Annotated in this window: 30 protein-coding genes; 18 read left to right on the forward strand and 12 right to left on the reverse strand. The window is 60.8% G+C overall.

Going from position 1 to position 24,597, the window contains the following annotated elements; translation table 11 throughout:
* Positions 1-71: 71 nt before the first annotated feature.
* The gene (locus AC07E3_RS10280; RefSeq protein WP_065815438.1) at positions 72-965 is read right to left on the reverse strand and encodes a branched-chain amino acid aminotransferase; all 894 of its coding nucleotides are present in this window, start codon (positions 963-965) and stop codon (positions 72-74) included.
* 259 nt (positions 966-1,224) lie between these two features.
* Between AC07E3_RS10280 and AC07E3_RS10285 the strand changes: the two genes are divergently transcribed.
* Both AC07E3_RS10285 and AC07E3_RS10290 read left to right on the forward strand, forming a co-directional pair.
* Positions 1,225-1,725 carry a MarR family winged helix-turn-helix transcriptional regulator gene (locus AC07E3_RS10285; protein WP_065815439.1) on the forward strand — a complete coding sequence of 167 codons (501 nt, stop codon included), beginning with the start codon at positions 1,225-1,227 and terminating at the stop codon, positions 1,723-1,725.
* Between the two features lie 54 nt (positions 1,726-1,779).
* The gene (locus AC07E3_RS10290) at positions 1,780-2,502 is read left to right on the forward strand and encodes a response regulator (protein WP_336072242.1); all 723 of its coding nucleotides are present in this window, start codon (positions 1,780-1,782) and stop codon (positions 2,500-2,502) included.
* Between the two features lie 8 nt (positions 2,503-2,510).
* Here the strand turns inward: AC07E3_RS10290 and AC07E3_RS10295 are convergent, their stop codons facing one another.
* Positions 2,511-2,858, reverse strand: a complete 348-nt coding sequence (locus AC07E3_RS10295) for an antibiotic biosynthesis monooxygenase (protein ID WP_478361682.1) — start codon at positions 2,856-2,858, stop codon at positions 2,511-2,513.
* Between the two features lie 313 nt (positions 2,859-3,171).
* Here AC07E3_RS10295 and AC07E3_RS10300 point away from each other — a divergent pair, with 313 nt between their 5' ends.
* On the forward strand, positions 3,172-4,512 hold the full coding sequence (locus tag AC07E3_RS10300) for a sensor histidine kinase (RefSeq protein WP_478361805.1): 1,341 nt from the start codon (positions 3,172-3,174) through the stop codon (positions 4,510-4,512).
* A gap of 15 nt (positions 4,513-4,527) precedes the next feature.
* Here the strand turns inward: AC07E3_RS10300 and AC07E3_RS10305 are convergent, their stop codons facing one another.
* The gene (locus tag AC07E3_RS10305; protein WP_478361684.1) at positions 4,528-4,770 is read right to left on the reverse strand and encodes a hypothetical protein; all 243 of its coding nucleotides are present in this window, start codon (positions 4,768-4,770) and stop codon (positions 4,528-4,530) included.
* Between the two features lie 160 nt (positions 4,771-4,930).
* Here AC07E3_RS10305 and AC07E3_RS10310 point away from each other — a divergent pair, with 160 nt between their 5' ends.
* Both AC07E3_RS10310 and AC07E3_RS10315 read left to right on the forward strand, forming a co-directional pair.
* A complete protein-coding gene (locus AC07E3_RS10310; protein WP_478361686.1) occupies positions 4,931-5,425 on the forward strand; it encodes a DUF2165 family protein in 495 nt (164 codons plus the stop codon).
* Between the two features lie 9 nt (positions 5,426-5,434).
* Positions 5,435-5,788 carry a GFA family protein gene (locus AC07E3_RS10315; protein WP_478361688.1) on the forward strand — a complete coding sequence of 118 codons (354 nt, stop codon included), beginning with the start codon at positions 5,435-5,437 and terminating at the stop codon, positions 5,786-5,788.
* A gap of 50 nt (positions 5,789-5,838) precedes the next feature.
* On the opposite strand, the gene AC07E3_RS10320 is transcribed toward AC07E3_RS10315, so the two are convergent.
* The 5 genes from AC07E3_RS10320 to AC07E3_RS10340 all read right to left on the reverse strand — a co-directional run bounded on the left by AC07E3_RS10320 (position 5,839) and on the right by AC07E3_RS10340 (position 8,951).
* On the reverse strand, positions 5,839-6,192 hold the full coding sequence (locus tag AC07E3_RS10320) for a tRNA-binding protein (RefSeq protein ID WP_210180064.1): 354 nt from the start codon (positions 6,190-6,192) through the stop codon (positions 5,839-5,841).
* A gap of 21 nt (positions 6,193-6,213) precedes the next feature.
* Positions 6,214-6,714 carry a type III secretion system chaperone family protein gene (locus tag AC07E3_RS10325; protein ID WP_007009910.1) on the reverse strand — a complete coding sequence of 167 codons (501 nt, stop codon included), beginning with the start codon at positions 6,712-6,714 and terminating at the stop codon, positions 6,214-6,216.
* 336 nt (positions 6,715-7,050) lie between these two features.
* The gene (locus AC07E3_RS10330; protein WP_223005980.1) at positions 7,051-7,365 is read right to left on the reverse strand and encodes an accessory factor UbiK family protein; all 315 of its coding nucleotides are present in this window, start codon (positions 7,363-7,365) and stop codon (positions 7,051-7,053) included.
* A 91-nt stretch (positions 7,366-7,456) separates the two neighbouring features.
* Complete coding sequence (locus AC07E3_RS10335; RefSeq protein ID WP_336072233.1) at positions 7,457-8,290, reverse strand: DUF2182 domain-containing protein; 834 nt, start codon at positions 8,288-8,290, stop codon at positions 7,457-7,459.
* A 25-nt stretch (positions 8,291-8,315) separates the two neighbouring features.
* The gene (locus AC07E3_RS10340) at positions 8,316-8,951 is read right to left on the reverse strand and encodes a DUF1326 domain-containing protein (protein WP_223006358.1); all 636 of its coding nucleotides are present in this window, start codon (positions 8,949-8,951) and stop codon (positions 8,316-8,318) included.
* Positions 8,952-9,185: 234 nt separating this feature from the next.
* Between AC07E3_RS10340 and lgt the strand changes: the two genes are divergently transcribed.
* The 6 genes from lgt (at position 9,186) to AC07E3_RS10370 (ending at position 14,766) form a co-directional block, all read left to right on the forward strand.
* Positions 9,186-10,010 (forward strand): prolipoprotein diacylglyceryl transferase, encoded by an 825-nt coding sequence (lgt, locus tag AC07E3_RS10345; RefSeq protein ID WP_418793330.1) that lies wholly within the window; start codon positions 9,186-9,188, stop codon positions 10,008-10,010.
* On the forward strand, positions 10,007-11,095 hold the full coding sequence (locus AC07E3_RS10350) for a class I SAM-dependent methyltransferase (RefSeq protein WP_478361692.1): 1,089 nt from the start codon (positions 10,007-10,009) through the stop codon (positions 11,093-11,095). Before lgt ends, AC07E3_RS10350 begins: the two co-directional genes overlap by 4 nt.
* 58 nt (positions 11,096-11,153) lie before the next feature.
* Entirely contained in the window at positions 11,154-11,948 is a 795-nt protein-coding gene (gene pgeF / locus AC07E3_RS10355; RefSeq protein WP_478361694.1) for a peptidoglycan editing factor PgeF, read from the forward strand.
* Entirely contained in the window at positions 11,948-13,099 is a 1,152-nt protein-coding gene (locus tag AC07E3_RS10360) for a M24 family metallopeptidase (protein WP_007009904.1), read from the forward strand. Before pgeF ends, AC07E3_RS10360 begins: the two co-directional genes overlap by 1 nt.
* Before the next feature lie 7 nt (positions 13,100-13,106).
* A complete protein-coding gene (locus AC07E3_RS10365; RefSeq protein WP_478361697.1) occupies positions 13,107-13,730 on the forward strand; it encodes a hypothetical protein in 624 nt (207 codons plus the stop codon).
* 103 nt (positions 13,731-13,833) lie between these two features.
* A complete protein-coding gene (locus tag AC07E3_RS10370) occupies positions 13,834-14,766 on the forward strand; it encodes a ribose-phosphate pyrophosphokinase (RefSeq protein WP_336072221.1) in 933 nt (310 codons plus the stop codon).
* 68 nt (positions 14,767-14,834) lie between these two features.
* Here AC07E3_RS10370 and AC07E3_RS10375 read toward each other — a convergent pair whose 3' ends face one another.
* Positions 14,835-15,395, reverse strand: coding sequence for an NADPH-dependent FMN reductase (locus AC07E3_RS10375; protein ID WP_478361699.1), 561 nt, complete (start codon positions 15,393-15,395; stop codon positions 14,835-14,837).
* A 101-nt stretch (positions 15,396-15,496) separates the two neighbouring features.
* Here AC07E3_RS10375 and AC07E3_RS10380 point away from each other — a divergent pair, with 101 nt between their 5' ends.
* The 7 genes from AC07E3_RS10380 to AC07E3_RS10410 all read left to right on the forward strand — a co-directional run bounded on the left by AC07E3_RS10380 (position 15,497) and on the right by AC07E3_RS10410 (position 20,892).
* Entirely contained in the window at positions 15,497-15,919 is a 423-nt protein-coding gene (locus AC07E3_RS10380; protein ID WP_336072218.1) for a winged helix-turn-helix transcriptional regulator, read from the forward strand.
* Between the two features lie 205 nt (positions 15,920-16,124).
* Positions 16,125-16,778 carry a 50S ribosomal protein L25/general stress protein Ctc gene (locus tag AC07E3_RS10385; protein ID WP_336072216.1) on the forward strand — a complete coding sequence of 218 codons (654 nt, stop codon included), beginning with the start codon at positions 16,125-16,127 and terminating at the stop codon, positions 16,776-16,778.
* 24 nt (positions 16,779-16,802) lie between these two features.
* Entirely contained in the window at positions 16,803-17,522 is a 720-nt protein-coding gene (gene pth, locus AC07E3_RS10390) for an aminoacyl-tRNA hydrolase (RefSeq protein WP_478361702.1), read from the forward strand.
* A 3-nt stretch (positions 17,523-17,525) separates the two neighbouring features.
* Positions 17,526-18,629, forward strand: a complete 1,104-nt coding sequence (gene ychF / locus AC07E3_RS10395; RefSeq protein WP_478361704.1) for a redox-regulated ATPase YchF — start codon at positions 17,526-17,528, stop codon at positions 18,627-18,629.
* A gap of 87 nt (positions 18,630-18,716) precedes the next feature.
* Entirely contained in the window at positions 18,717-19,688 is a 972-nt protein-coding gene (locus tag AC07E3_RS10400) for a magnesium transporter CorA family protein (RefSeq protein WP_336072211.1), read from the forward strand.
* A gap of 269 nt (positions 19,689-19,957) precedes the next feature.
* Entirely contained in the window at positions 19,958-20,425 is a 468-nt protein-coding gene (locus AC07E3_RS10405; RefSeq protein ID WP_478361707.1) for a MaoC family dehydratase, read from the forward strand.
* Positions 20,422-20,892, forward strand: coding sequence for a MaoC family dehydratase (locus AC07E3_RS10410; RefSeq protein ID WP_336069718.1), 471 nt, complete (start codon positions 20,422-20,424; stop codon positions 20,890-20,892). Before AC07E3_RS10405 ends, AC07E3_RS10410 begins: the two co-directional genes overlap by 4 nt.
* Before the next feature lie 57 nt (positions 20,893-20,949).
* Here AC07E3_RS10410 and AC07E3_RS10415 read toward each other — a convergent pair whose 3' ends face one another.
* The 3 genes from AC07E3_RS10415 to AC07E3_RS10425 all read right to left on the reverse strand — a co-directional run bounded on the left by AC07E3_RS10415 (position 20,950) and on the right by AC07E3_RS10425 (position 24,569).
* Positions 20,950-22,956, reverse strand: coding sequence for a S8 family peptidase (locus AC07E3_RS10415; RefSeq protein ID WP_478361709.1), 2,007 nt, complete (start codon positions 22,954-22,956; stop codon positions 20,950-20,952).
* A 136-nt stretch (positions 22,957-23,092) separates the two neighbouring features.
* Positions 23,093-23,647 carry an adenine phosphoribosyltransferase gene (locus tag AC07E3_RS10420; protein ID WP_478361711.1) on the reverse strand — a complete coding sequence of 185 codons (555 nt, stop codon included), beginning with the start codon at positions 23,645-23,647 and terminating at the stop codon, positions 23,093-23,095.
* A gap of 97 nt (positions 23,648-23,744) precedes the next feature.
* Positions 23,745-24,569 (reverse strand): cytochrome c1, encoded by an 825-nt coding sequence (locus AC07E3_RS10425; RefSeq protein ID WP_336069714.1) that lies wholly within the window; start codon positions 24,567-24,569, stop codon positions 23,745-23,747.
* Positions 24,570-24,597: the final 28 nt, after the last annotated feature.

Here is a 24,597-nt window from a genome sequence, read left to right on the forward strand (position 1 = left end):
AAGCGCGATTCCGGCCCATGTCAAATAAGAGGCTGTGAATATTTGATGAAGTAACCTGCGGTTGCGACGGTTTACTGGGCCGCCACAGACAGTTTCGGGCGCACTTCGTTGGCGTAGTCATTCATCAGCAAACGCGTGATTTCGCCGACTTCGAAGCGGTAAGGGCCGATCTCGGAGACAGGTGTGACCTCGGCAGCGGTACCGCACAGGAAACACTGTTCAAAACCTTCCAGCTCTTCCGGCATGATCGCGCGCTCGACCACTTCTATGCCGCGACGGCGGGCAAGATCGATCACCGTGCGGCGCGTGATTCCATCGAGGAAGCAGTCAGGTGTCGGCGTGTGCAGAACACCGTCCCTGACGAAGAAGATGTTGGCACCCGTCGCCTCGGCGACCTGACCGCGCCAGTCGAGCATCATGGCGTCGGCATAGCCCTTTGCCTCGGCGGCATGCTTGGAGAGCGTGCAGATCATGTATAGACCGGCAGCCTTGGACCTGGACGGCGCGGTGCGCGGGTCGGGCCGGCGATACTCGGCCATGTCGAGGCGGATGCCCTTCAGGCGCTGCTCCGGGTCGAAATAGCTCGGCCACTGCCAGATGGCGATGGCAAGGTTGATGCGGTTGTTCTGCGCCGAAACACCCATCATCTCGCTGCCGCGCCAGGCGATCGGCCGCACATAGGCATCGGCAAAGCCCTGGCGCGCCAGAAGCTCACGGCATGCATCGTCGATTTCCTGCACCGACCACGGGATGGTGAAGCCCAGAATGCGGGCGGATTCATGCAGACGTTCGGTATGTTCGGTGAGCTTGAAGATCTCGCCGCCATAAGCACGCTCGCCCTCGAACACGGCGCTGGCATAGTGCAGGCCATGGGACAATACGTGGATCTTCGCATCTGCCCATTTGACGAATTCACCATTGAGCCAGATAAAGCCCTCGAGCTGATCAAAAGGAACCGCTGCCATGTAACCTCTCCCGCCGGTCCGTTTCCGTGGGACCGGGCAAACCGAAAATACCGCCCGTGGGCGACGCCTTCAATCGTCACAGCCTATGCGTTACCAAAAGGAATTTGAAGGATGTTCCGAAAAATGGCCTTCAGAGTACCTTTTCGTTCGTGCCGGGACGAAAACATTATCAAAAATTACCACGCCTTGAAATTATGTCAATAAGGCTGACATAATTTCTTTGTCAATCGACCGAAACGACCGGAAGCAGCCCAAGAGCATGACCGACGCCGACCCGATCAAGACCCCGCTGACACTCGACGACGGCGTAGATTTCGCCATCATCGAGCACCTGTTCTTCGCCTATAGGGATTTCACTGCCGACCCGGACGCCATCCTTGACGAATATGGTTTTGGACGGGCGCATCATCGGGTCCTGCATTTCGTCAACCGCCTGCCGGGGCTGACAGTGGCGGAGCTGCTGGAGGTCCTGAGGATCACCAAGCAGAGCCTGGCGCGCGTCTTGAAACAGCTCATCGACGATGGGTATATCGTGCAGGTCCCAGGGCCGCGCGACCGCCGCCAGCGCGAACTCTACCCGACACAGAAAGGCCGCGATCTGGCGCTGGCGCTGGCGCTGCCACAGTCCCGCCGCATCCGTGCGGCACTTGAAGAGGCGGAACCGGGCGACAGTGCCGCGGTGGAGCGTTTTCTGCGCGCCATGGTGAACCCGGAACTGCGCGCCCAGATGGACAAACTGCCCAACGGACGCTCTAAGTAGCAGACGCATGGCACATCGGGCACATCGGGCACATCGGTTGAGGAGATCGTCACAATGAGCGAAACCGGCAATCTCGAGAAGGACCGCGCTGTCCTGAGCGATGATGCGCCGCATTTGCTGGTGGTGGACGACGATACGCGCATTCGCAGCCTGCTCAACCGCTTCCTGCGTGAAAACGGCTTCCGCGTGACCATTGCCGGCAACGCTGCCGAGGCGCGCCGCAAGCTGGTGGGCCTCGATTTCGATCTCGTCGTGCTCGATGTGATGATGCCGGGAGAAGACGGCGTATCGCTGACCAGATCTCTGCGCGAGGAAAAGGACACGCCGATCCTGATGCTGACGGCGCTGTCGGAAACCGACAGCCGCGTCACCGGGCTGGAAGCCGGCGCCGACGATTATCTCCCAAAACCGTTCGATCCACGCGAACTGGTGCTGCGCATCAACAGCATTCTGCGCCGCAGCACGCCACAGTCCACTCCAAAGGTGGAGCAGGTGGTGTTCGGCCCCTACGCCTTCCAGATCGCCAAGCGCGAACTGAAGCACAGCGGCAAGCTGGTGAAGCTGACCGACCGGGAACGCGACATCATGGTCATCTTCGCCGAACGGGCCGGCGAGACCGTGCCGCGGCACGAACTGGTGGGCGAGGACTCGGAAGTGGGCGAGCGCACGATCGACGTGCAGATCAATCGCCTGCGCCGCAAGATCGAGCGCGACCCGTCCAACCCGGTCTACCTGCAGACCGTGCGCGGCATCGGCTACCGGCTGAGCGTCGAGTAACCCCGGCGTCAGACGGCAAGAGACTGGTAGTTCGCAATATCGGCTCTTATGCCGAGGCGGCCCATCATCTCATGGCGGTCAAAACCGATTTCTGAATGCATGCGCGCGACGGCCTCGCCCGCGCGCGCGATCGCTTCGGGCCCTTCCCACTCGACCATGGTGACGAAATTGAACTCGCCCGGCCCCGACGCCTGTTCGAGAATGACGTCGCCCAGGAAACCCGCCTGCTGGCGCAGGAGGGCGTGCGTGGCGGAAACGCGCTCGAGAAACTCTTCGCGGGCCGGCGCCGGTACGGCAAATTTATCGACCCGGTAGATTGCATTGGCGGAAGGCGCGGTTTGCGGGCGTGCGGACATGGTGTCTCCTTGAAGGACGGATGGAACGGTGATGCGGCGCACTCTCGAAGTTCAAGTTAACTTTAAGTCAAGGGCTCTTTCGCTGCGGCGGTGCTTTTTTGCGACCTGCAAGCGGCGTCGAGCTGACCGCATGTGTGCAGCGCACGGAAAAGCTGTTTCCTCCTGCGCCTCCAATGCATAGGATCAGACCGGATTGCAGTTCGGGAATGGATGCCCGCAAGGGCGAATGGCGGAATTGAACATCAGCTCAGATCAGAAGACGCCGGCCGGGAAGATCACGCCATTGACGCGCTTCAGACAGGCATTCGGCGCGATGCGCAGACCGTGGCGGCGGTTCTGGCGCATCGTTTCGCGCTACATGCCCAAACAGCTCTATGCGCGCTCGCTCATCATCGTGATCGCGCCGATGCTGCTTCTGCAGTCGGTCATTGCTTTCGTTTTCATGGAACGCCACTGGCAGACGGTCACGCAGCGGCTGAGCCAGGCGGTCACGCGCGACATCTCCGCCATCATCGACATGATCGAGACCTATCCGGGCAATGACGGCTATGCGCAGGTGATCCGCATCGCCCAGGAGCGGCTGGCGCTGAAGATCGACCTTCTGCCGCCCGACCCCCTGCCCGCGCCCGGCCCGAAACCGTTTTTCTCCATTCTCGACCAGACGCTCGGCGAGGAGATCACCCGGCAGATCAACCGGCCCTTCTGGCTCGACACGGTGGGCAATTCGAACATCATCGAGATCCGCATCCAGCTTGAAAACCAGGTGCTGCGTATCTTTGCCAGACGCAGCCAGGCCTACGCTTCGAACACGCACATCTTCCTTCTGTGGATGGTCGGCACGTCGCTGGTGCTCATCGCCATCGCGGTGGCGTTTCTGCGCAACCAGATCCGCCCCATCCTGCAACTGGCCGCCGCCGCCGACAGTTTCGGCAAGGGGCGGCCGACACCGAGCGACTTCCGACCACGCGGCGCGGAGGAAATCCGCCGCGCCGGCAGCGCCTTCCTCTTGATGCGCGAAAGGATCGAGCGCCAGATCGAGCAGAGAACGGCCATGCTGACCGGCGTGAGCCACGATCTGCGGACCATCCTGACGCGCTTCAAGCTGCAGCTTGCCGTGGCCGGCAGCAAGGAAGACATCGAAGCGCTCAACCAGGATATCGAGGACATGCGCTCGATGCTGGAAGGGTATCTGGCTTTCGCCCGCGGCGAGGCGGCGGAAGACCCCGGCGCGTTCGATCTGGCCGCCTTCTTCGACCGCGCCGTGGAGGAAGCGGGCCTGCGCGACTGCACGCTGAAGGTCGAGACCGTGGGCAGCACGCACCTGCACGCACGGCCCAATGCTTTCAGCCGGCTTCTGAACAATGTGATCGGCAATGCATTCCGCTACGCTTCCAATGTGGAAATCACCGCGCGCAACACCAATGGAACGCTGACCATCACCGTGGACGATGACGGGCCCGGCATTCCCGCCGACATGCGTGAAGACGTGTTCAAGCCCTTCGTGCGGCTCGATGAAGCGCGCAACCAGGACGAAAGCGGTACGGGGCTCGGCCTTTCCATCGCCCGCGACATCGCCCGCAGCCACGGCGGCGACGTGACGCTGGACGACAGCCCGCTTGGCGGACTTCGGGCAGTGATCAGGGTGCCGTCGTAGGACGGTTCAAATGCGTCAGCGCACGGCCGGGCGTGGTGGATGATCGAGTTCAAAGACCAGGGTCTGCACATCATTGACGTCGACACGGATGCGTCGGGCGCGGATCATGAACACAATGGTCTCGCCGCGCCCCGCCAGTTCAACGAAATCGCCCTTGCGGGCCCATTCACCAAGGCTGAGACGGTTGAGCTGCGTCTCGAGTCCGGCAAGCCCGGCCTTGCGGCGCGCGGCACTGGTCAATTCGATGATCGTCTTCAAGCGCACGTCTCCTGCTGTCGATAACCCTGCGGAAAGAAGGCCATGCTCTTGACCTTTCGCCCGCGAAAGATTGCACGTTATCCTTTCGTCTAACACACTGAGTCGCGACCGGGCCACAGACGCACGATTTTCCCGGCCGCTCATTGCAAGGAGGGGGCTCATGACCTCACGCTACGCAAAAATCGCCATGACGCTGGCACTCGCTGCCTTCGCCTTCATGGTGACCTTCAACAACATCACCGATTACGGCTCGAACTTCGCCTTCGTGCAGCATGTGTTCAGCATGGACACGACATTCCCCGGCAATTCAGCCATGTATCGTGCCATCACCACGCCGGCGCTCTGGTACGCCGGATACTGGCTGATCATCGCCGGCGAAGGCCTCACTTTCGTGCTCCTGCTGCTCGGCGGCCTCAGGATGCTCGGTGCGCGCAGCGCTTCGGCTGCAGAGTTCCATACATCCAAGAAGTTGATGGTCGCCGGTGCGACAATCGGTTTTCTTGTCTGGTTCTTCGGCTTCATGGTCGTCGGCGGCGAATGGTTCCTGATGTGGCAGTCCGACACCTGGAACGGCCAGGACGCGGCCTTCAAGTTCTACATGGCAATCATCGGCGTCCTGATCTTCGTCAACCAGCGCGACGACGAAGTCGCCTGACGGACAGCGATGCTCACGGCAACATGCCATTGCGGGGCCGTGCGGATGGAAACGTCCGCGCGGCCCTTGTGGTTGACCGACTGCAACTGCTCGCTCTGCCGCAGGCTCGGTGCGCTCTGGCTTCACTGCGATCCTGCCGAGGTGAGCTTCCTGTGCGGCGAAGGCGACACTGTCGCCTATGTGCAGGGCGACAGGACGCTTGCAATGCACCACTGCCCCACCTGCGGGTGCACGACGCACTGGCGCCCGACTGGTGAAGGCAACCGCATGGCCATCAATGCGCGGCTGATGGAGCCAGGTGCGATCGCCGGCCTGCGCATTCGCCGTTTCGATGGTGCGGACAGATTTGATTATCTGGATTGAGGCACGGACGACCGATTTTATACAACCCGGATCAGGTCTGCTGAGCTTGTTTAGTGAAGGCGGCTGCCGTTTGGCACTTTCCCGTCGCATCCGGCCAGAACGATGGCGCCATTTTCGTCTGAAAACCCCATAACGAGAATCTCGGACATGAATTTGCCGATCTGGCGCGGCGGGAAATTGACCACCGCCACCACCTGCCGTCCGACGAGAGTCTCCGGCGTGTAATGGACGGTGATCTGCGCTGACGATTTCTTGATTCCGATCTCCGGACCGAAATCGACCTTGAGCTTGATGGCAGGCTTGCGGGCTTCCGGATAAGGCTCTGCCTCGATGACGGTGCCGATACGGATATCCACCTTCAGAAAATCGTCAAAGGTGATTTCCGGGGCCATTTCCGATGACATGCCCGCTCCCCTGCTTGCGACCTAAGCGTTGCCGTAGGTCTCAAACAGCACGCTGTTCAGCGCTTCCTGCGCCGTGCTGCCCGACCAGATGACATACTGGAAAGCCTGATAATAGCATTCGCAGGCTTCCAGAGCGCTGTTCAGCATGGTCTCGACCTGCTGGCCCGTTGGCTCGACGCCACCGGCAAGAACGAGCGCCTGGCGGAACATCACCACATTCTCGCGCTCCCAGAGATCGAAATGGCCGAACAGCATCTGTTCGTTGATGAGCGAAAGGAGCCGCATGACTTCCAGAGTACGCTTCGCGGGCACCTTCAGGTCAAAGGCGCAGGCCACGTGCAGCGCCTCGAATTCCTCCATCCAGGAGAAGGACACGTTGTAATCGGTCCATGTGCCGGCCACGGCGATGGCGATCTCGTCGTCGCCATTGCGCTCGAAGCTCCAGTCATTGGTGTGCGCGACATGCTCGATCACATCCACGGGATGCGCATCACGGGTCATGTCGAGTTCAAGAAGGCTCATTAATCTGCTTTCCCGTAGCTGGAGGCGCCGCAACACCCCGCAAGAATCCACAGCGGAAATGCTCTTCCGCAAGACGTTTCAAACCTGAAACACAGTGTGGAGCGACAACGACAACGCATGGAACTAACGCGGGCCCGCCCCTGCCCGACTGCATGACCAGTTACGAATCACGCTGTAAATTCAGTGTATTGATGCAGAGTCGCGTGACCAGACCTTTTTTGCCGAAAGGCCAAGGGGTGTGTGGATAGAAACACCGCGCGGCATAGGGCGGCGCGGCGTAAGCGACTCTCGAACAAGGATTTTTCGACGCCATACACAGGCGCCGGTAATAAAAAATTATTTTTTCGTCCGGGTGGATGACGCCGGTTTCGAATCAGATTTCGCAGCTTTTGCGGCACCGCCTTCTGAAAGTTTTGCTTCCAGTGCTTCGATGCGGGCGGTGAGCGCCGCATTTTCCTCGCGTGCCTTGAGCGCCATCTCGCGCACCATCTCGAACTCTTCGCGCTGGACGACGTCCATCGAGTTGAGGATGCGTTCGGCCTGTGCCTGAAAGGCCGTCTCCACCTCACGGCGCACGCCCTGGGCCGCGCCTGCGGCATCGGTCATCAGCTTGGCGAACTCGTCGAGGATTCGGTTGCTTCCGTTGGTCATGGCGCGCCTTTCACGTTGATCCATTTGAGGTAGTGGGCTCGCGCGCCGAATGCAAGGTCATTTGCTGTTGCAGCACCATCAGGAACCACGCCTACAGCGCACCACCGGCAAGCACCCAGATGCCGAGCGCAATCAGAACGCCGCCGGCCACGCGCGACACCGGCCAGCGCGGCGGCAGCAGCTTTTCGGCTAGCACGAAGATCGCGATGGCGGCGATCCAGAGAACGTTCATCACACCGCCAACGAAGAGAAGCGCCATCAGTGCCCAGCAACAGCCGATGCAATAAAGCCCGTGGCGGAAGCCAAGCGCCAGCGCGCCTGCCGGCTCGCGCCGGAAGCCGCCATGGGCATGGACAAAGGCGAGCGGCGCCTGGCAATGGCTGAGACAGGCATCCTTCTGCGGGGTCCACTGGAACAGACCGGCCGCAATGAGCACCAGCCCGCTGAAAAGTACGCTCGCGCTCGCCATCATGGGTGTGAGCAGAAGCGCTCGCTCCAGCGCCCACTGGCCCAGCGTGGCGATGAAGGAGAATGCGGTCCAGGCAAGAAGATAGCCACCGGCAAAGAAGCCGGTCGCCGCAAGCGGCCTGCCCTTTTCTTCGGCGGCACGACCAACACGCGCATAGATGAGGATCATGGGCGCTGCGGATGGCGTCATCATCCCGACCATCATCACCGCCCACATGACGAACATAAAGGCGAAATAGGTGAGGTTCCACGGATGCAGCCCCATCACCATCCCCTCGCCCACCGGCGCAGCAGCCTGCATGGACGTCTTCATCCCGTCGCCAGCGGGCATGGCCATGTCCATGGAATCGACCAGCCACAGGATATAGAGCCAGGAAACAACCGTCAGCGCGGCAAGGGCCGCGCCGACAATCAGGCGGTCGCGCCGCAGAGTGTTTTCCAGTGCGGTGGCAGCCATGCCTTGCCCTCCTGGAACGATCGGCTCAGTGCACGACGCCCTCGCCGGTCATGTGAACCTTCGAGAAATGAGCGTGCGAGTCCGGTATCGACAGGGCAATCGGCCCCTGCGTATCCGCCCAGCCACGTCCCACCTCGCAGATATCATATTCAAACCCACTCGGCAGATTGATGCGCGCATGATGCGGCTGGCCGCTGACAGGATTGATGATCGGCTCGCCACGTGCCTTGATCCAGCCGGGCACATTCAACGTCGCCGATCGGCCGGTCACATCGACCTCGGAATCGATCTTTGCGAAAACCGGGTCATGAACTTTCTCATAGGTGGTAGAAAAAACCTGGAAGAAGGTCGCGCCGGGTTCCGTGTCCTCACCGCTCATGATCCGCAGCATTGCTGCGCGCTGCTTTTCATCGGCACGTTCATCGATGATGGGAACGACGCTGCCATGGCCTTCGTGAATGGCGCCCGGCCATGACACGATCATGGCCATGCTCAGGCCGTCGAGTTTGACGCCGCCATGCTGGCCTTCATCGATATGCACCACCCCGACAGCGTGACAGCCTCCATGCGTGGGCCGGGCATTGAACTGGCATGGACATCCATACGCGCAGTTGCAGTGAATAAATTCACGTCCCCTGATCATCCACTTGGTATCGGTCATCATTACCTCCCGGGTTGATACTGCTCCTTTTCGAGAAATCATGTTGCCGAGACTGAAGACCACAATTCTACGCTTCCGCTGGCGAAGTAGCGACTAGACTGAAAGCCGTAGGGTCTTCTCCAGATTGAAGATGGGAAACCGCGGCACAGCGCGCCTTGACCTTGCCCCGATGCTCCGTAATACCTGCCGCGTCTGAGTTCCATGCGCCCGGAGGCCCGATTGACCGACTATCTGATGACGCCCCTGGCCGCCCTGCCCTTTCCCAACATAGACCCGGTGGCGCTGCAGGTCGGACCGCTTGCCATCCACTGGTACGGGCTCGGCTATGTGGTCGGCATCCTCACCGGCTGGTGGTATGCGCGCCGGCTGGTCTCGAACGAGCGGCTGTGGGCAGGCGGCAAGCCGGCGATGACGGTCACGGATCTCGACGATTTCGTTCTCTGGGCCGCGATCGGCATCGTCGCCGGCGGACGCATCGGCTATATTCTCTTTTACGACCTCCCCCGCTACATCGCGAACCCGCTCGACATTCTCGCCGTTTGGGAGGGTGGCATGTCGTTCCATGGCGGGCTGCTCGGCGTCACGCTCGCCATGCTGCTCTTCGCCCGAAAGCGCGGCATCAATGCCTGGAGCCTGTTCGACACGATTTCGGCGGTGGTGCCGATCGGTCTCGGTCTGGTGCGTGTGGCCAACTTCGTGAACTCGGAGCTCTGGGGCCGCGTGACGGACGTGCCCTGGGCCTTTGTCTTTCCCAATGGCGGGCCGGAGCCGCGCCATCCAAGCCAGCTTTATGAAGCAGCGCTCGAAGGGCTGGTGCTTTTCGTGGTGCTGCGCCTTCTCACCCATAAGGGGCTGAAGCTGAAAATGCCTGGCTTCGTGGCCGGCGCGTTCGTGTGTGGCTATGGCCTGTCGCGCATCGTGGTCGAGTTCTTCCGCGAGCCCGATGCGCATATCGGCTATCTGGCCGGCGGGTGGCTGACCATGGGCATGGTGCTTTCGCTTCCCATGGTGCTTGTGGGTGTGTGGGCGATGCTGAGGGCGCGGGCCGCAGCCCGATGAAAACACTGAAGGATCGCATCAGGGCGCAGATCGAAACGGCGGGGCCAATGAGCATCGCCGACTATATGGCGCTTTGCCTTTTCGATCCCGACGAGGGCTATTACACGACGCGCCAGCCCTTCGGTGCCGAGGGTGACTTCACCACTGCACCCGAAATCAGCCAGATGTTCGGCGAATTGTGCGCCATCTGGCTCTACTCGGCCTGGAAGGCGAGCGGCGCACCGAAAACGCCTGTTGTCGCGGAGATCGGCCCCGGACGCGGGACGCTGATGAAGGACATGCTCCGGACCTGGGCGAAAATCGACCCCGCGTTCGGAAAGCAGATGCGGCTTTTCATGATCGAAGCGAGCCCCCGGCTGAGCGACGTGCAGCGTAAGACGCTTGGGCTTCCGGAAGGTGAAGTGGCATGGATCGCCGATCTGGACGCTTTGCCGGAAGGGCCGCTTTTCATTGTTGGCAATGAGCTGTTCGACGCCATCCCCATCCGGCAATATGTGAGGGTTGGAAATGCCTGGCGCGAACGCGTGGTGGGCCTCGATGCGGAAGAACGGCTTGCGTTCATGGCAGGCGCCGGCTCTGCGGACCCCGCTCTTTTACCGCCGGCTGCAAATAACGCGCCCGAGGGGGCGATCGTGGAACTCGCGCCCGCTCGCAATGCCCTGATGGCCCGCATCGCCGAACGCATCGGCAGAGAGGGCGGCGCCGGGCTTTTCATCGATTATGGCTATGCGACACCGGCCACCGGCGACACGCTGCAGGCGATGCGCGGCCACGCCTATCAGGACGTGCTGAAGGAGCCGGGCAAGGCCGACCTGACGGCGCATGTGGATTTCTCCGCTTTGGCGGGTGCCGCAATGGAGCAGGGCCTGACCGCCAAACTGATGAGCCAGGGTGACTTCCTCATCGGGCTCGGCCTTCTGGAGCGCGCCGGACGGCTGGGTGCCGGCAGGAACGCCACGGAGCAGCAGGCGATCCGCAACGATGTGGAGCGGCTTGCCGGCCCCGACCAGATGGGAACATTGTTCAAGGTGCTGGCCGTGACGCCATCCACAGTGGCGGTTCCGCCATTCGTCTCAGCGCATTGACTTGATTTCGCCCCTGCCCCACCATCCCGCCGCTTGAGAACATCTGAAAAGGCGGCGCATGCTGGACACGACGAGGCCGGAACCCCTGCGGTCCCCGCTACTGGACCGTGAGCGGGAAAATGGTGTGAAGCATGGCTTCTTCACCCGGGCGGGCGGCGTTTCGACAGGGCTCTATGAAGGGCTCAATGTGGGTTATGGCTCGGGCGACGACCGCGAGACGGTGACGGAGAACAGAAGGCGCGTGGCCGAATGGCTGGGCGTCGACGCAGAACATCTTCTGACCGTTCATCAGGTGCATTCGCCCCACGCCGTTATTGTCGATGAACCTTTTGCAGGAGAGCGACCCGAGGCCGACGCGCTGGTGACCAACCGGCCGGGACTGGCGATTGGCGCGCTTGCTGCCGATTGCGGGCCCATTCTGCTCGCCGATGGCAAGGCGCGGGTGATCGCGGCTGCCCATGCCGGCTGGAAAGGGGCGCTGACCGGCATTCTGGAAAACACCATTGCGGCGATGGAACTGCTGGGCGCCGAGCGGGAAAACATCGCCGCCGTGCTGGGTCCCTCCATAAGCCAGGAGAACTATGAGGTCGGGCCGGAGTTCGTGGAGCGTTTCGTCAACCACAACCCCGCCAACCGGGACTGGTTCCGCCCATCGCCCAAGGCCGGGCATGCTCTGTTCGATCTCAACGGCTATACGGTGGCGCGGCTGACGGCGGCCGGCGTCCATGCCGTGCAGATCGGGCGTTGCACCTATAAAGAAGAAGAGCATTTCTATTCCTATCGCCGCGCCACGCATCGTGGTGAAAGGGATTACGGACGCCAGATTTCAGCGATCATCCTGGAGGACATTTGATGGCGCTTCATTTTGACCAGGCAGAATTCGATTCCCGGCGCGATCGCCTCGTCATCGAAATGGCCGAGCGCAAGCTCGACGCCATGCTGCTTTTCGCGCAGGAGAGCATGTACTGGCTAACGGGTTACGACACGTTCGGCTTCTGCTTCTTCCAGTGCCTTGTCGTGAAGGCCGATGGCTCGATGGTGCTTTTGACACGCTCGGCCGATCTGCGTCAGGCGCGGCACACCTCCACGATAGAGAACATCGTCCTTTGGACAGACCGACACGACGCCAACCCGGCCGTCGACCTGCGCAATCTGCTTAACGATCTCGATCTTCTCGGCGCGCGGATCGGTGTCGAATACGACACGCATGGCCTGACGGGCCGCAGCACCCGCCTGCTCGACGAACAGTTGCAGACATTTGGCAAGATCGAGGACGCGTCAGACCTCGTCAGCCGCCTGCGTCTCTTCAAGAGCGAGGCCGAGATCAAGAAGGTGAAGCGCGCCGCGAAGCTCGGCGACGAGGCACTGGATGCAGCTCTGCCGCTGATCAAACAGGGCGGCGACGAGGCTGCGATCCTGGCCGCCATGCAAGGGGCGGTGTTTGCCGGCGGCGGTGACTATCCGGCCAATGAATTCATCATCGGTTCGGGCGAGGATGCGCTTCTGTGCCGTTACAAGGCGGGCCGGCGCAAACTCAACAAGAACGACCAGATCACGCTCGAATGGGCCGGCGTCTATCACCACTACCACGCTGCGATGATGCAGACCGTGCTGACGGGCAAGGTCTCCAAGCGCCATCAGGAGCTTTTCGACGCGGCACGCGATGCGTTGACCGCGGTGCAGAAGACGATGACACCGGGCAACACGTTCGGCGACGTGTTCGACGCGCATGCGCGGGTGATGGAGACGCATGGCCTGACCAAGCACCGGCTGAACGCCTGCGGCTATTCGCTGGGCGCGCGGTTCTCGCCGTCCTGGATGGATCCACAGATGTTTTATGCCGGCAATGAAGAGCCCATCGCGCCGGGCATGACGCTGTTCGCGCATATGATCATCATGGATTCAGACACGGGCAGCGCCATGTGTCTCGGCCGCACCTATCTGACCACCGAAGACGACCCCGAGCCGCTTTCGCGCTACGGGCTGGACCTTATAACGAGGTGAAGGCAATATGCCGCGCAGGATCGAAGCCATTGAGGGGGGCTGCGGTATTTTTACGAAGCGCGCCATAACGGGCATCGCCATGTTGAGCTTTGCCGGCCTTGCCGGCTGCAACGCGGGTTCCACGCTCGACTTGAGCTCTGGGCCGACACCGTCGGGCACCGTACCGGGTGGTCCAGTCGAGAGCCAACAGCCTGCGGAAACCGCCCTCGCCTTACAGACGGACGCGGCGAACGAGACTGCGGCAGCCACCCTGCAGGCCGTGACCACCAGCGAGCGCATCCAGTTCGCCCCGGTGATCGGCGCGACCGCAGAGGCCGTGCCGGCCCTGTCCCGGCGTCTGGAGGCCCGTGCCAGACAAAGCGGCATCGCCATTGTGCCCCAGGGCGGCAGCGCCTCCATGGTGATGAAAGGCTATTTCTCGGCCATCGCCGATGGCGGCAAGACGACCGTGATTTATGTATGGGATGTGCTCGACCCGTCGGGCAACCGGCTGCACCGCATCCAGGGCCAGCAGGCTGCGCCCGGCGGTCAGGGCGACGGCTGGTCGTCCGTCACCAATGCCACGATGGAAGCCGTGGCAGACTCGACCATCAGTCAACTGTCCGCATGGCTGGCGCAGCGGCAGGGCTGATTTTTTCGGGATTTCATCGTGATTCTTTCCTCAGGCGCTTGCAATACGGCCTCACCCCGTTAAAAGCGCGGTCAAGCGTCAAGGCGTTCTCCGAGGACATTCCATGAAGCTCTTTGCGGGCAATTCCAACCGGGTTTTGGCAGAGGCCGTTTCCCGCTATCTCAACATTTCTCTTGGCAAAGCCACCGTGCGACGGTTCGCCGATCAGGAGATTTTCGTCGAAATCCAGGAAAATGTGCGCGGCGAGGACGTTTTCGTCCTTCAGTCGACCGCCTATCCGGCCAACGATCACCTGATGGAACTTCTCATCATGATCGATGCCTTCCGGCGCTCTTCGGCCCGGCGCATCACTGCGGTGCTGCCCTATTTCGGCTATGCCCGGCAGGACCGGCGCACATCGGGCCGCACGCCGATCTCGGCCAAGCTGGTGGCCAACCTGATCACCCAGGCAGGCGCCGACCGTGTTCTTACGCTGGACCTTCATGCAGGGCAGATCCAGGGCTTCTTCGACATCCCGACCGATAACCTTTTCGCCGTGCCCGTGATGGCACGCGACGTGAAGGCCAACTATACGCTCTCCAATGTGATGGTGGTTTCGCCGGATGTCGGCGGCGTGGTGCGTGCCCGCTCGCTGGCCAAACGCATTGATGCGCCGCTCGCCATTGTCGACAAGCGCCGCGACCGGCCGGGCGAATCCGAGGTGATGAACGTGATCGGCGACGTTCGCGGCAAAGACTGCCTGCTGATCGACGACATCGTCGATTCCGGCGGCACGCTTTGCAATGCGGCCGACGCCCTGCTGAACAACGGCGCAACCAGTGTGACCGCCTATATCACGCATGGCGTTCTTTCGGGCGGCGCGGCAGCACGCATCAGCGGATCGCGGCTGAAGGAACTGGTCATCACCGATTCCATCCAGCCGAGCTCGGCAGTGGAAGCAGCGGAAAACATCCGCACCATCACCATTGCCGACCTTATCGGCGAAGCAATCTCGCGCACGGCAACGGAAGAATCTGTTTCGAGCCTTTTCGACTGATCGCCTTCCAGCAAGCATGAAAAAGCCGGCCACGCGTGCCGGCTTTTTTTGTTGGCGGAGCCGTGCACTCAGGCAGCGGCGCGCTCCTGCGCGACACCGACCCAGGCAGAGAGCCTGTCAACAAAACCGGACAGGAAAGCCCTTGTGTCTTCATTGGCGATGTCATTGTTTTCATCGACCAGGCCCGGCTTCATCTGCAGATAGACCTCCGGGCTCGTCAACAGCGTGGCACCGAGGCTGACCATGATCGAGCGCAGATGAATCTGCGCCGCAATCGCCCCCATCGCGCCCGGGCTGGAACCGACGATCGCGGTCGCTTTTCCGGTCCAGCTGTTCTGTCCCCAGGGCCTTGACGCCCAGTCAATCGCGTTCTTGAGAATGGCAGGAATGGAGCGGTTGTGCTCCGGTGTAACAAAGAGAATGCCGTCAGCCGCTGCAACGCTGTCCTTGAGCTGCTGAGCGGATGCCGGGTATTCCGCAACGTCATCGTCGTTGTACATCGGCAAAGCGGCGAGATCGAAATATTCGAACTCCAGGCGTCCATCGGCGAGCTTTTCCAGCGCCTCGGCGAATTTGCGATTGATCGACTCCTTCCGGTTGGAGCCAACGAGAACCAAGATTTTCTTCATTTTTCATTCCTCTGTCCGCCCGGGGTCAAATTCCCGGTGGTATCCTTTGGTAACCGGGCCTATATCTGGCAGCAGGAAGCAGGTTGCAAGAAGGCACCTTTATGAAACCACGTCACGGCCACATCTCGGAGAACTGCCGCCCCATCAGCGAAATCCTGTCGCTGATCGGCGACAAGTGGACCTCGCTGATCATAGAGCGGCTCAATGAGGAGCCGTTGCGCTTCAACGAATTGAAGCGTCGCGTGGACGGCATTTCGCAAAAGGTTCTGACGAGCTCGCTGCGGGCACTCGAGCGCGATGGCTTTCTCGAGCGCATCGAACATCCCACCGTGCCCCCGAGCGTCGAATACCGGCTGACGGGTTTTGGCCACGAGCTTGCAGAACCGCTCTCGAAACTGAAGCAGTTCGCCCTGAAAAACGCCAACAGGATGGAGGCCGCACGAGCTGCCTATGACACGCGTAGCGGCTCCGGCGAAAGCAGGGGCAGACAACCGCAGCCGATACAGCCGGCGACCATGGTCTGAAAGGCCTTGCGCCCTTGCGCACGCCCCCTGCATCGGCTATAGACCCGCCGTCCGCGTAGACACCCTTGGAGGCAACGCGGACGGAAGTCCGTCCGATCGATTTCGGTATTCAGGCAGTGCTTCATGCGCCGCCTGTTTCTCATTCGGAAGGCTTTCACGTTCTCGGGTTTTCCCGAGAGCGCTCCAAAACATGAAAGGATAGGCCATGAGCCATCAGAGCTACGAGCTGAAGGCCGAGGCGCGCGAACGGGTCGGTAAGGGGTCCGCCCGGGCTATTCGGCGCAACGGTAAAGTTCCTGCCGTGATCTACGGCGAGAAGGATGCCCCGCTTTCCATCACGCTTCCCTACAAGGAAGTGTCCATGAAGATTTTCGGCGGCGGCTTCCTCACCACGATTGCCACCATCGATGTCGACGGCAAGAAGATTCAGGTCCTTCCGAAGGACTATCAGCTTGATCCCGTCCGCGATTTCGTCATGCATGTGGACTTCCTGCGCATTGGCAAGGGCACGGTCGTTACCGTGAACGTGCCGGTTCACTTCATCAACGAAGAGACCGCTCCGGGCATCAAGCGCGGCGGTGTTCTCAACATTGTGCGCCACGAGGTCGAGTTCACCTGCCCTGCCACGGCCATCCCCGAATACATCGAGGTTGATCTGGACGGCATGGATATCGGTGATTCCGCTCATATCTCCGCCGTCAAGCTGCCCGAGGGCGTTGAGCCGACCATCACAGACCGTGACTTCACCATCGCAACCATCGCAGCCCCGGCCGGCCTGAAGTCGGAAGAGTCCGAGGCTGAAGAAGGTGCGGAAGAGGAAGCAGAGGTCGAAGAAAAGGAGGGCGAGGGCGAGGAGTAATCCTCCCCTTTCCTGCAAAACCTCATGCTGCTTATTGCAGGGCTCGGCAATCCCGGCCAGCAATACGAACGGCACCGGCACAATGTCGGTTTTATGGCGGCGGACGCGATTGCGCGCCGCCATAGTTTTTCGTCATGGTCAAAAAAGTTCAACGCGCTGGTGGCCGAAGGCCGCCTTGGCGGCGAGAAGGTTCTGCTCATCAAGCCGCAGACCTTCATGAACCTTTCGGGCCAGGCGATCGGCGAAGCCATGCGCTTCTATAAGATCGATCTCGACGATCTGATCGTGTTTTATGACGAACTCGACCTCGCGCCCGGCAAACTGCGCATCAAGACGGGCGGCAGCTCGGGCGGCCACAACGGCATCAAGTCGATCGACGCCCATTGCGGAAAGGACTACCGCCGCGTGCGCATCGGCATTGGGCACCCCGGCGACAAGGCGCGTGTGAACGCGCATGTGCTGGGCGACTTCGCCAAGGCGGATCAGGCATGGCTTGAACCGATGCTGGACGCCGTTGCAGACAATATCGCAATGCTTGCCGAAGGCAACGAATCGGGCTTCATGAACCGTGTCAGCCTTGCGGTGAAGGGTGCCGGCGCAGAGCCGGCCGAAAAACGGGACAGCAAGCCCGCCAAAAAACAGAGCCACATCCGCCAGGCGCGGCAGAAGGGGCCTGCAGCCCCCCTCCCCGAAAGCGGCCCGATGGCGGCCATGCTCAAAAAACTCCTCGGCCAGAAGGAATAGGAAATGGGTTTCAAATGCGGCATCGTCGGTCTGCCCAATGTGGGCAAGTCGACGCTCTTCAACGCGCTCACCAAGACGGCCGCCGCGCAGGCCGCCAACTACCCGTTCTGCACGATCGAGCCCAACACGGGCGAAGTGGCCGTGCCCGACCCGCGCCTGAAGAAGATTGCCGGCGTGACCGGTTCCAAGGAGGTCATCCCGACCCGCATTTCCTTCGTGGACATTGCCGGCCTCGTGCGCGGCGCCTCCAAGGGCGAAGGGCTGGGCAACCAGTTCCTGGCCAATATCCGCGAAGTGGATGCCATCGTGCATGTGCTGCGCTGCTTCGAGGATGACGACATCACCCATGTGGAAGGCCGCATCGACCCGGTGGCGGATGCCGAGACCGTCGAGACGGAGCTGATGCTCGCCGACCTCGAAAGCCTGGAACGGCGCACCCTGCAGATGCAGAAGCGCACAACCGGCAAAGACAAGGAAGCCCAGACGCTTCTGCCCATGATGGAGCAGGCACTGGCGCTGCTGCAGGACGGCAAGCCGGTGCGCGTGCTTCTCGACGGCATCGCAGCCGAAGACCTGAAGATCCTGCGCGGCCTGAACCTGCTGACCTCCAAGCCCGTGCTCTATGTGTGCAATGTGGCTGAGGGCGACGCTGCCGAAGGCAATGCCGAGAGCAGGCGTGTGGAAGAAATGGCAAAGGCCCAGGGCGCGATGACGGTGGTGATTTCCGCCGCCATCGAGGCCGAGGTGGCACAGCTTTCCGACGAGGAGGCCGCCGAGTATCTGGAGGCGATGGGACTGGAAGAGCCGGGCCTCGACCGGCTGATCCGCGCCGGCTACGAATTGCTCGACCTGATCACCTTCTTCACCTCCGGCCCCAAGGAAACACGCGCCTGGACCGTGCAGAAGGGCGCCAAGGCGCCGCAGGCGGCCGGCGTGATCCACACCGATTTCGAACGCGGCTTCATTCGCGCACAGACCATCGGCTACAATGATTTCGTGACGCTCGGCGGCGAAGTGGCCGCACGCGACGCCGGAAAGGCCCGCGACGAGGGCAAGGAATATGTGGTGACGGACGGCGACGTGATGCTGTTCAAGTTCAACACCTGATCGCCGGGACAGCCGGCAGGAAAAACATGGTCTTGACGGCGTGGCGATAGCCGGAAATCTTCGTTCCCGGTTTCAGGGAACGACATCATGATCAAGGTTTACATTGCCGAGAACGGGCGCCTAAAACCCGTCGAGCTGTCGTCAGCCGGGCGAGACGCAGCCGTCTGGGTCGACATGCTCTCGCCCACGGAGGACGAGGAAAGGGCCATCGAAGCATGGCTCGGCATAGCAGTGCCGACACGTGCCGACATGGAAGAGATCGAAATCTCGAGCCGCCTCTACAGCGAGGACGGGGCGCACTACATGACGGCAACCCTGACCGCGCGGGCCGATGGCGACCAGCCGCAGATGGGGCCGGTAACCTTCATTCTCAGCCCGGGTGGCACGCTCGTCACGCTTCGCTTTCACGAACCCAGCGCCTTCCAGATCTTTCCGCAGCGCGCCGCGAAGGCCGCCCTTGGCTGCGGCAGTGGCGAGGCGGTGCTCATCAACCTTCTGGAAGTCATCACCGACCGGCTGGCCGACATTCTCGAAAGAGCCGGGCGCGAGATTCTGGAGCTCTCGAGGGGCATATTCCATCCCTCCGAGAAAAAGGCTTCCAAACGCGACCGCGATTTTCAGATCATCCTGCGCCGGATCGGCCGCAAGGAAGACCTGATCTCCAATCTGCAGGACAGTCTTCTGACCATGCAGCGTCTTTCCGGCTTCCTGAGTGCGGTTTCGACCCGCAGCAGCAGGGATGGACGGGCGCGGATCAAAACGCTTTCGCGCGACATAGCCTCGCTCGCCGACCATGCGACGGGGCTTTCCCAGAAAATCGGCTTCCTGCTCGATGCGACGCTCGGCATGATCAGCATCGAGCAGAGCGCCATCATCAAGATATTCTCCGTGGTCGCAGTGATCTTCCTTCCGCCGACGCTTGTCGCCTCGGTCTATGGCATGAATTTCAGCATCATGCCGGAACTGCAATGGCCGCTCGGCTATCCCTTCGCCATTGGTCTCATGGTGCTCTCCGCGCTCCTGCCCTTCTGGTATTTCAAGCGGCGCGGCTGGCTCTAGAGCATCGGACCGAAAAGTGGAATCCGGTTTTCGGATTATTCCGATGCTCCATCAATCGTTTAGATCGTCCTTTGTGCGTCCGAATGGACGCACGGCGATCTAATGCATGTCGCTTTCAAATGAATTCATTTGAAAGTGTTACAGCGTCCTTTGCGCGTCTTATAAGACGCGCGGCGCTGTAACGTCCAGGTCCAGCAATCTTCTCCATCCGGTGCTTGAAGAATGCACTGCTTGCAGCCATAAGGTTCAAGCCTGAACAGGATTGAACCATGACTGACAAAAAGTGGGCGTTTGAAGACCTTGAGCCCGGAGTGACCATTCCCTTCGGCGAAAAAACCGTTGGTGCCGAAGAGATCAAGGATTTCGCACGCCAGTTCGACGCGCAGCCCATGCATCTCGATGAAGAAGCCGGCAAGGCAAGCATTCTGGGCGGGTTATCCGCCTCCGGCTGGCATAGCTGCGCCATCTTCATGCGCATGCTCTACGACGCGCTTCTGGTGGATTCCACGTCGCAGGGCTCTCCAGGCATCACCGAGGCCCGCTGGAGGCGTCCGGTCATTGCCGGCGACACACTGACCGGCCAGACGACCGTGCTGGAGCGCCGGGCCCTGAAATCGCGCCCCGGCATCGGCCTGGTGACCTTTCGTCACCTTGTGACCAACCAGCGCGGCGAAACGGTGATGGAAATGGAGAACCCGATCATGTTCAGAATGCGCGAGGCGGAAGACGCCGCATGAATCTCGACCGCTTCCTGCGCCTCGGCGAAACGATAGTGCTGGGCACCCATACCTTCACCGCTGAAGAGATCATCGCCTTCGGGCGGGCATTCGATCCGCAGCCCTTCCACACGGATGCGGAAGCGGCGCGTGACAGCGTTTTCGGCCGCCTGTGCGCCTCGGGCTGGCATACATGCGCCATGTGGATGCGATACAACCTGATAGGCATCGAACGCGACGCGTTCGGCCCGTGGGAGGGCCCGGACGAGAAGCCGGAATTCGGTCCCTCGCCAGGCTTTTCCAACCTGAAATGGCTAAAACCCGTCTACGAGGGCGACACGATCACCTTCACGCGGGCCGTGACGGGACACCGCCCCCTCGCCTCGCGTCCCGGCTGGCACCTGGTGACACTCGCTGCCGCAGCGCACAGGGCCGACGGCGAGCCGGTGATGAGCTTCGACAATGGCGTGCTGATGAAGGCCGGTTGACTGGAAAACGACCGGCGCAATTGCGCCGGCAGTGAATCAAATGCGGCTTCCACGGTCTCAGAAAGCAAATGAGAGGCCGAACTGAAGGCTGTTATGGCTGACGTTCTTGCGGAACGATCCATTGTAGCTGACAGAAGCCGTAAAGCCCTTCTGCGGCTGGGTGAAGGAGAGCTTGGCGCCGACACCGAAAACATTGCGGCCAGGCACGACCGTACTGGCTTCCATCGGACGGTCCAGCAGCGACGAATTGAGCGTCGAGGCAGTATCGCCAAATGCGCGCGCATAGGAAAGCTCCACTTCCGGTGAGATCGTCCAGCCGCCCTTTGGGAAGGACCGCGACACACGAAGTCCCGGACCGGCCATGGCCGAGGTGAGACGCTCACCCTCGACCGTGTAGCCGAATATTTCCAGACCATCTTCGGAGAACCCTCTCATCTTCTGGCTGCTTCCAAACAAGCGTCCAAACAGGGTGAAGTCGGCAATGGCTGCGTGATATGCCCGCCCGGCCTCGACATTGGAGAAGATGCCTGTTCCGCGTGTTGCGGACGTGGCTTCAGGATTGTCGAGCGCCATCGCCGTTCCTGCAAGGCCGGGAATGGTACGGCGGGTGTGCCTTTGGCGCAGCGATCCGAGACCGGCTGTGCCCTTCGCATACCATGCACCGTTCGACCAGTCGGCATAGCCAAAACCATAAAACCCGTTGCCGGACGCCGTGTTGGCGGTGCTGTCCTCACTGGTGGAGGTGAAGCTGTAGGCAATACCGGCACCGGCTGTGAAACCGTCGCGCTGGACAAGGTCCATGCCTGCGGCGAAGGCCCTGCTGCCTGCCCGCGTGCCAGGGATAGGTCCAGAAGCCGCAAGCTCGGACCGGGTAAGGTCAGTCGCCGCCCAAAGAGCTTCAAGCCTCTGAGACCGTGCAAGCGGGCCAAACGGCAAGCGCGAAACCTGTTCCATGGCAATCTGGCGATTATAGGCCGCTCCGGCGAAGATGGAGCGGCCATACGGTGAGATGGTTTCGACCACATTGCCGAGATCGAGCTTTCCCCAGCCGAAGATCCTGTCGATGCCGGCATCACCGATATCGAGGGTCGTCTGCAGAACCAGCTTGCGCAGATCAAGCATATCAGCATCGGGATAAATCTCGCGTGTAATCGCGAGCGCGCCTGTCACCATCGGAGCGGCAAAGGAAGTGCCCGAAGCATTCAGGTAGCCACCTCCTGGCTCGGCTGCATTCATTCCATCAATGAACACCCGGTCCCCCCTGTTATCCATGATCGCCTTCGCTCCGCCAGGCGCAGCAAGACACCATCGGGCAGCCGGACCGCAAATCTGTGCGTAATTTCCCCGCTCATCTTGTGGGCCAAGGCCTGTTACCGCAAGCCATGTTTCCTCCAGGTCTGGGTACAAACGAGGCAAGCCCGCCGGCAATGCAGGAAGTTCACTCTCGGTTTCGTAGTTGTTGCCGGTTGAAAACACCAACACCCCACCTGAGCGCGCGTAGGGAAGAACGTCCTGATAAAAGGCGGCGGCACCCCTCTCGGATTTATCACCCAGTTCCCAAGAATTGTTCACAATCTCAACGCCCTGCGCCTCAAAATAGCGATAGGAACTCGCGTGGGGTCGAACCAGAGGGTCGCCTACCCGCCACTCAAATGACGAAACGTATAATTTTGCGTCATATGCAACTCCCAGCATCCCCCTGCCATCTTTGTTGGCACCGATAATGCTTGAGACCGCAGTTCCGTGAAATCCCACATAGCGAGCTGCTTCTTCCTCATCTTTATAGGGGTTAAGGTAACCGCCAAGGCGTCCGTTCAAATCGGGGTGTGACGCATCAAAGCCCCAATCGAGAACACCAACTTTTACGTCTTTTCCAGTAAAACCCGCCTCGTGCGCCTTCTGCGCACGAACGGAAGGCACTCCCCAGTTGAAATCAGTTTCGAGATCACCGGTCAACCAATCACCACGAATGGAACTCGCCGAAGCTGATTGAATATTGATGAGGAAAATTAATATTGAAAGGCCGCCGAGCACCAGAGCTCTAGTTCTTTTCCGAATACCCATGTCATCATCCGTATACCCCCTCGGAAGCGACTGATTTTATCGGAATGCGGCCAATAAGTGGCAAAACAATTTAAAAAATCTAATTGTATAGATAAGTACTGTAAATTATATCTAACAATTTATACTTACATAACTATCAATCACCCTCAAAAGCGATCAGCGTGTGAACATCGACGCCAAGCGCTTCGAGCCGGGCGCGGCCGCCGAGATCGGGCAGGTCGATAACGAAGCAGGCAGCAACGATCTCGGCGCCCATCTGGTTCAGAAGCTTGACCGCACCTTCAGCGGTTCCGCCCGTGGCAATCAAGTCATCGACAAGGATGACCTTCTCGCCGCCCGGCGTCACCGCGTCCCTGTGCATCTCCATCTCGTCGATGCCGTATTCGAGGCTGTAGGCCACACGCACCGTGTCGTGCGGGAGCTTGCCTTTCTTCCGGATCGGCACGAAGCCCGACGAGAGCTGGTGCGCGATCGCTCCGCCGAGAATGAAGCCGCGTGCCTCGATGCCGGCGACCTTGTCGACCTTGGCGCCCGCATAGGGGTGAACAAGCTCATCCACCGCCCGGCGAAACGCGCGCGCATTGCCGAGAAGCGTGGTGATATCGCGAAACAGGATACCGGGCTTGGGATAGTCCGGAATGGTGCGGATCGCGGAAAGAAGCGTGTCTTGAAGTGTCTGAGAAGCTGCCATTTGCCCTGCCCCGGTTCAGGTAGTTCTTGCCGCGTTGTGAAGCAAAAGAAAAGGGCGCTGTAAGCGCCCTCCTGTTTTTTCTTGCCTTGCGGGCGCCTTAATGGACGTCCGCCCAGATCTTGCGCTTGGTCAGATACATCAGACCACCGAAGAGCAGCAGGAACACCATGACGACAAAGCCGGTCGACTTGCGGGCTTCCATGTGCGGCTCGGCCGCCCACATGAGGAACGCCGAAACGTCGCGGGCGTACTGGTCCACGGTCTCGGGCGCACCGTCATCATAGGTGACCATGCCCTCCGAAAGCGGCGGCGCCATTGCCAACGAAGCCGATGAGATGAAGTACGGGTTGTAGTAGGTCCCTTCCGGAACGTCATGCCCGTGGGAATCTTCCTCGTAACCCGTCAGAAGCGCGTGAATGTAGTCCGGACCGGCTTCGGCATACTGGGTAAAGATGTCGAAGACGAAGGTCGGAAACCCGCGCTCCACGGCGCGTGCCTTGGCGATCAGCGAAAAGTCCGGAGGAACCGCGCCATTGTTCGATGCGGCCGCCTGCTGCGGATTGGCGAACGGTGCCGGGAAACGGTCAGACGGCTTTGCAGCACGCATGAACATGTCACCGGAATCGTCCGGGCCGTCCTCGACTTCGTATTCGGCAGCGATCGCACGAACCTGGGCTTCGGAATAGCCCAGATCCTCAAGATTGCGGAACGCGACGAGGTTCATCGAATGACAGGCGGCGCAGACCTCGCGATAGACCTTGAAGCCGCGCTGCAGCTGGCCCTTGTCATAGGTGCCGAAAGGGCCGGCAAACGACCAGTCCTGCTCGACCGGCTTCTTGATCGGGTACTCAGCCGCACTGGAGGCGGAAACAGCCGCCAGACCAAGACCGAGCGCGGCCAATCCGTTGAGGATGCTCTTCATTGCGAAAATCCCTTTGCGCATTCTCTCG

This window comes from Nitratireductor lacus, from assembly GCF_056431025.1.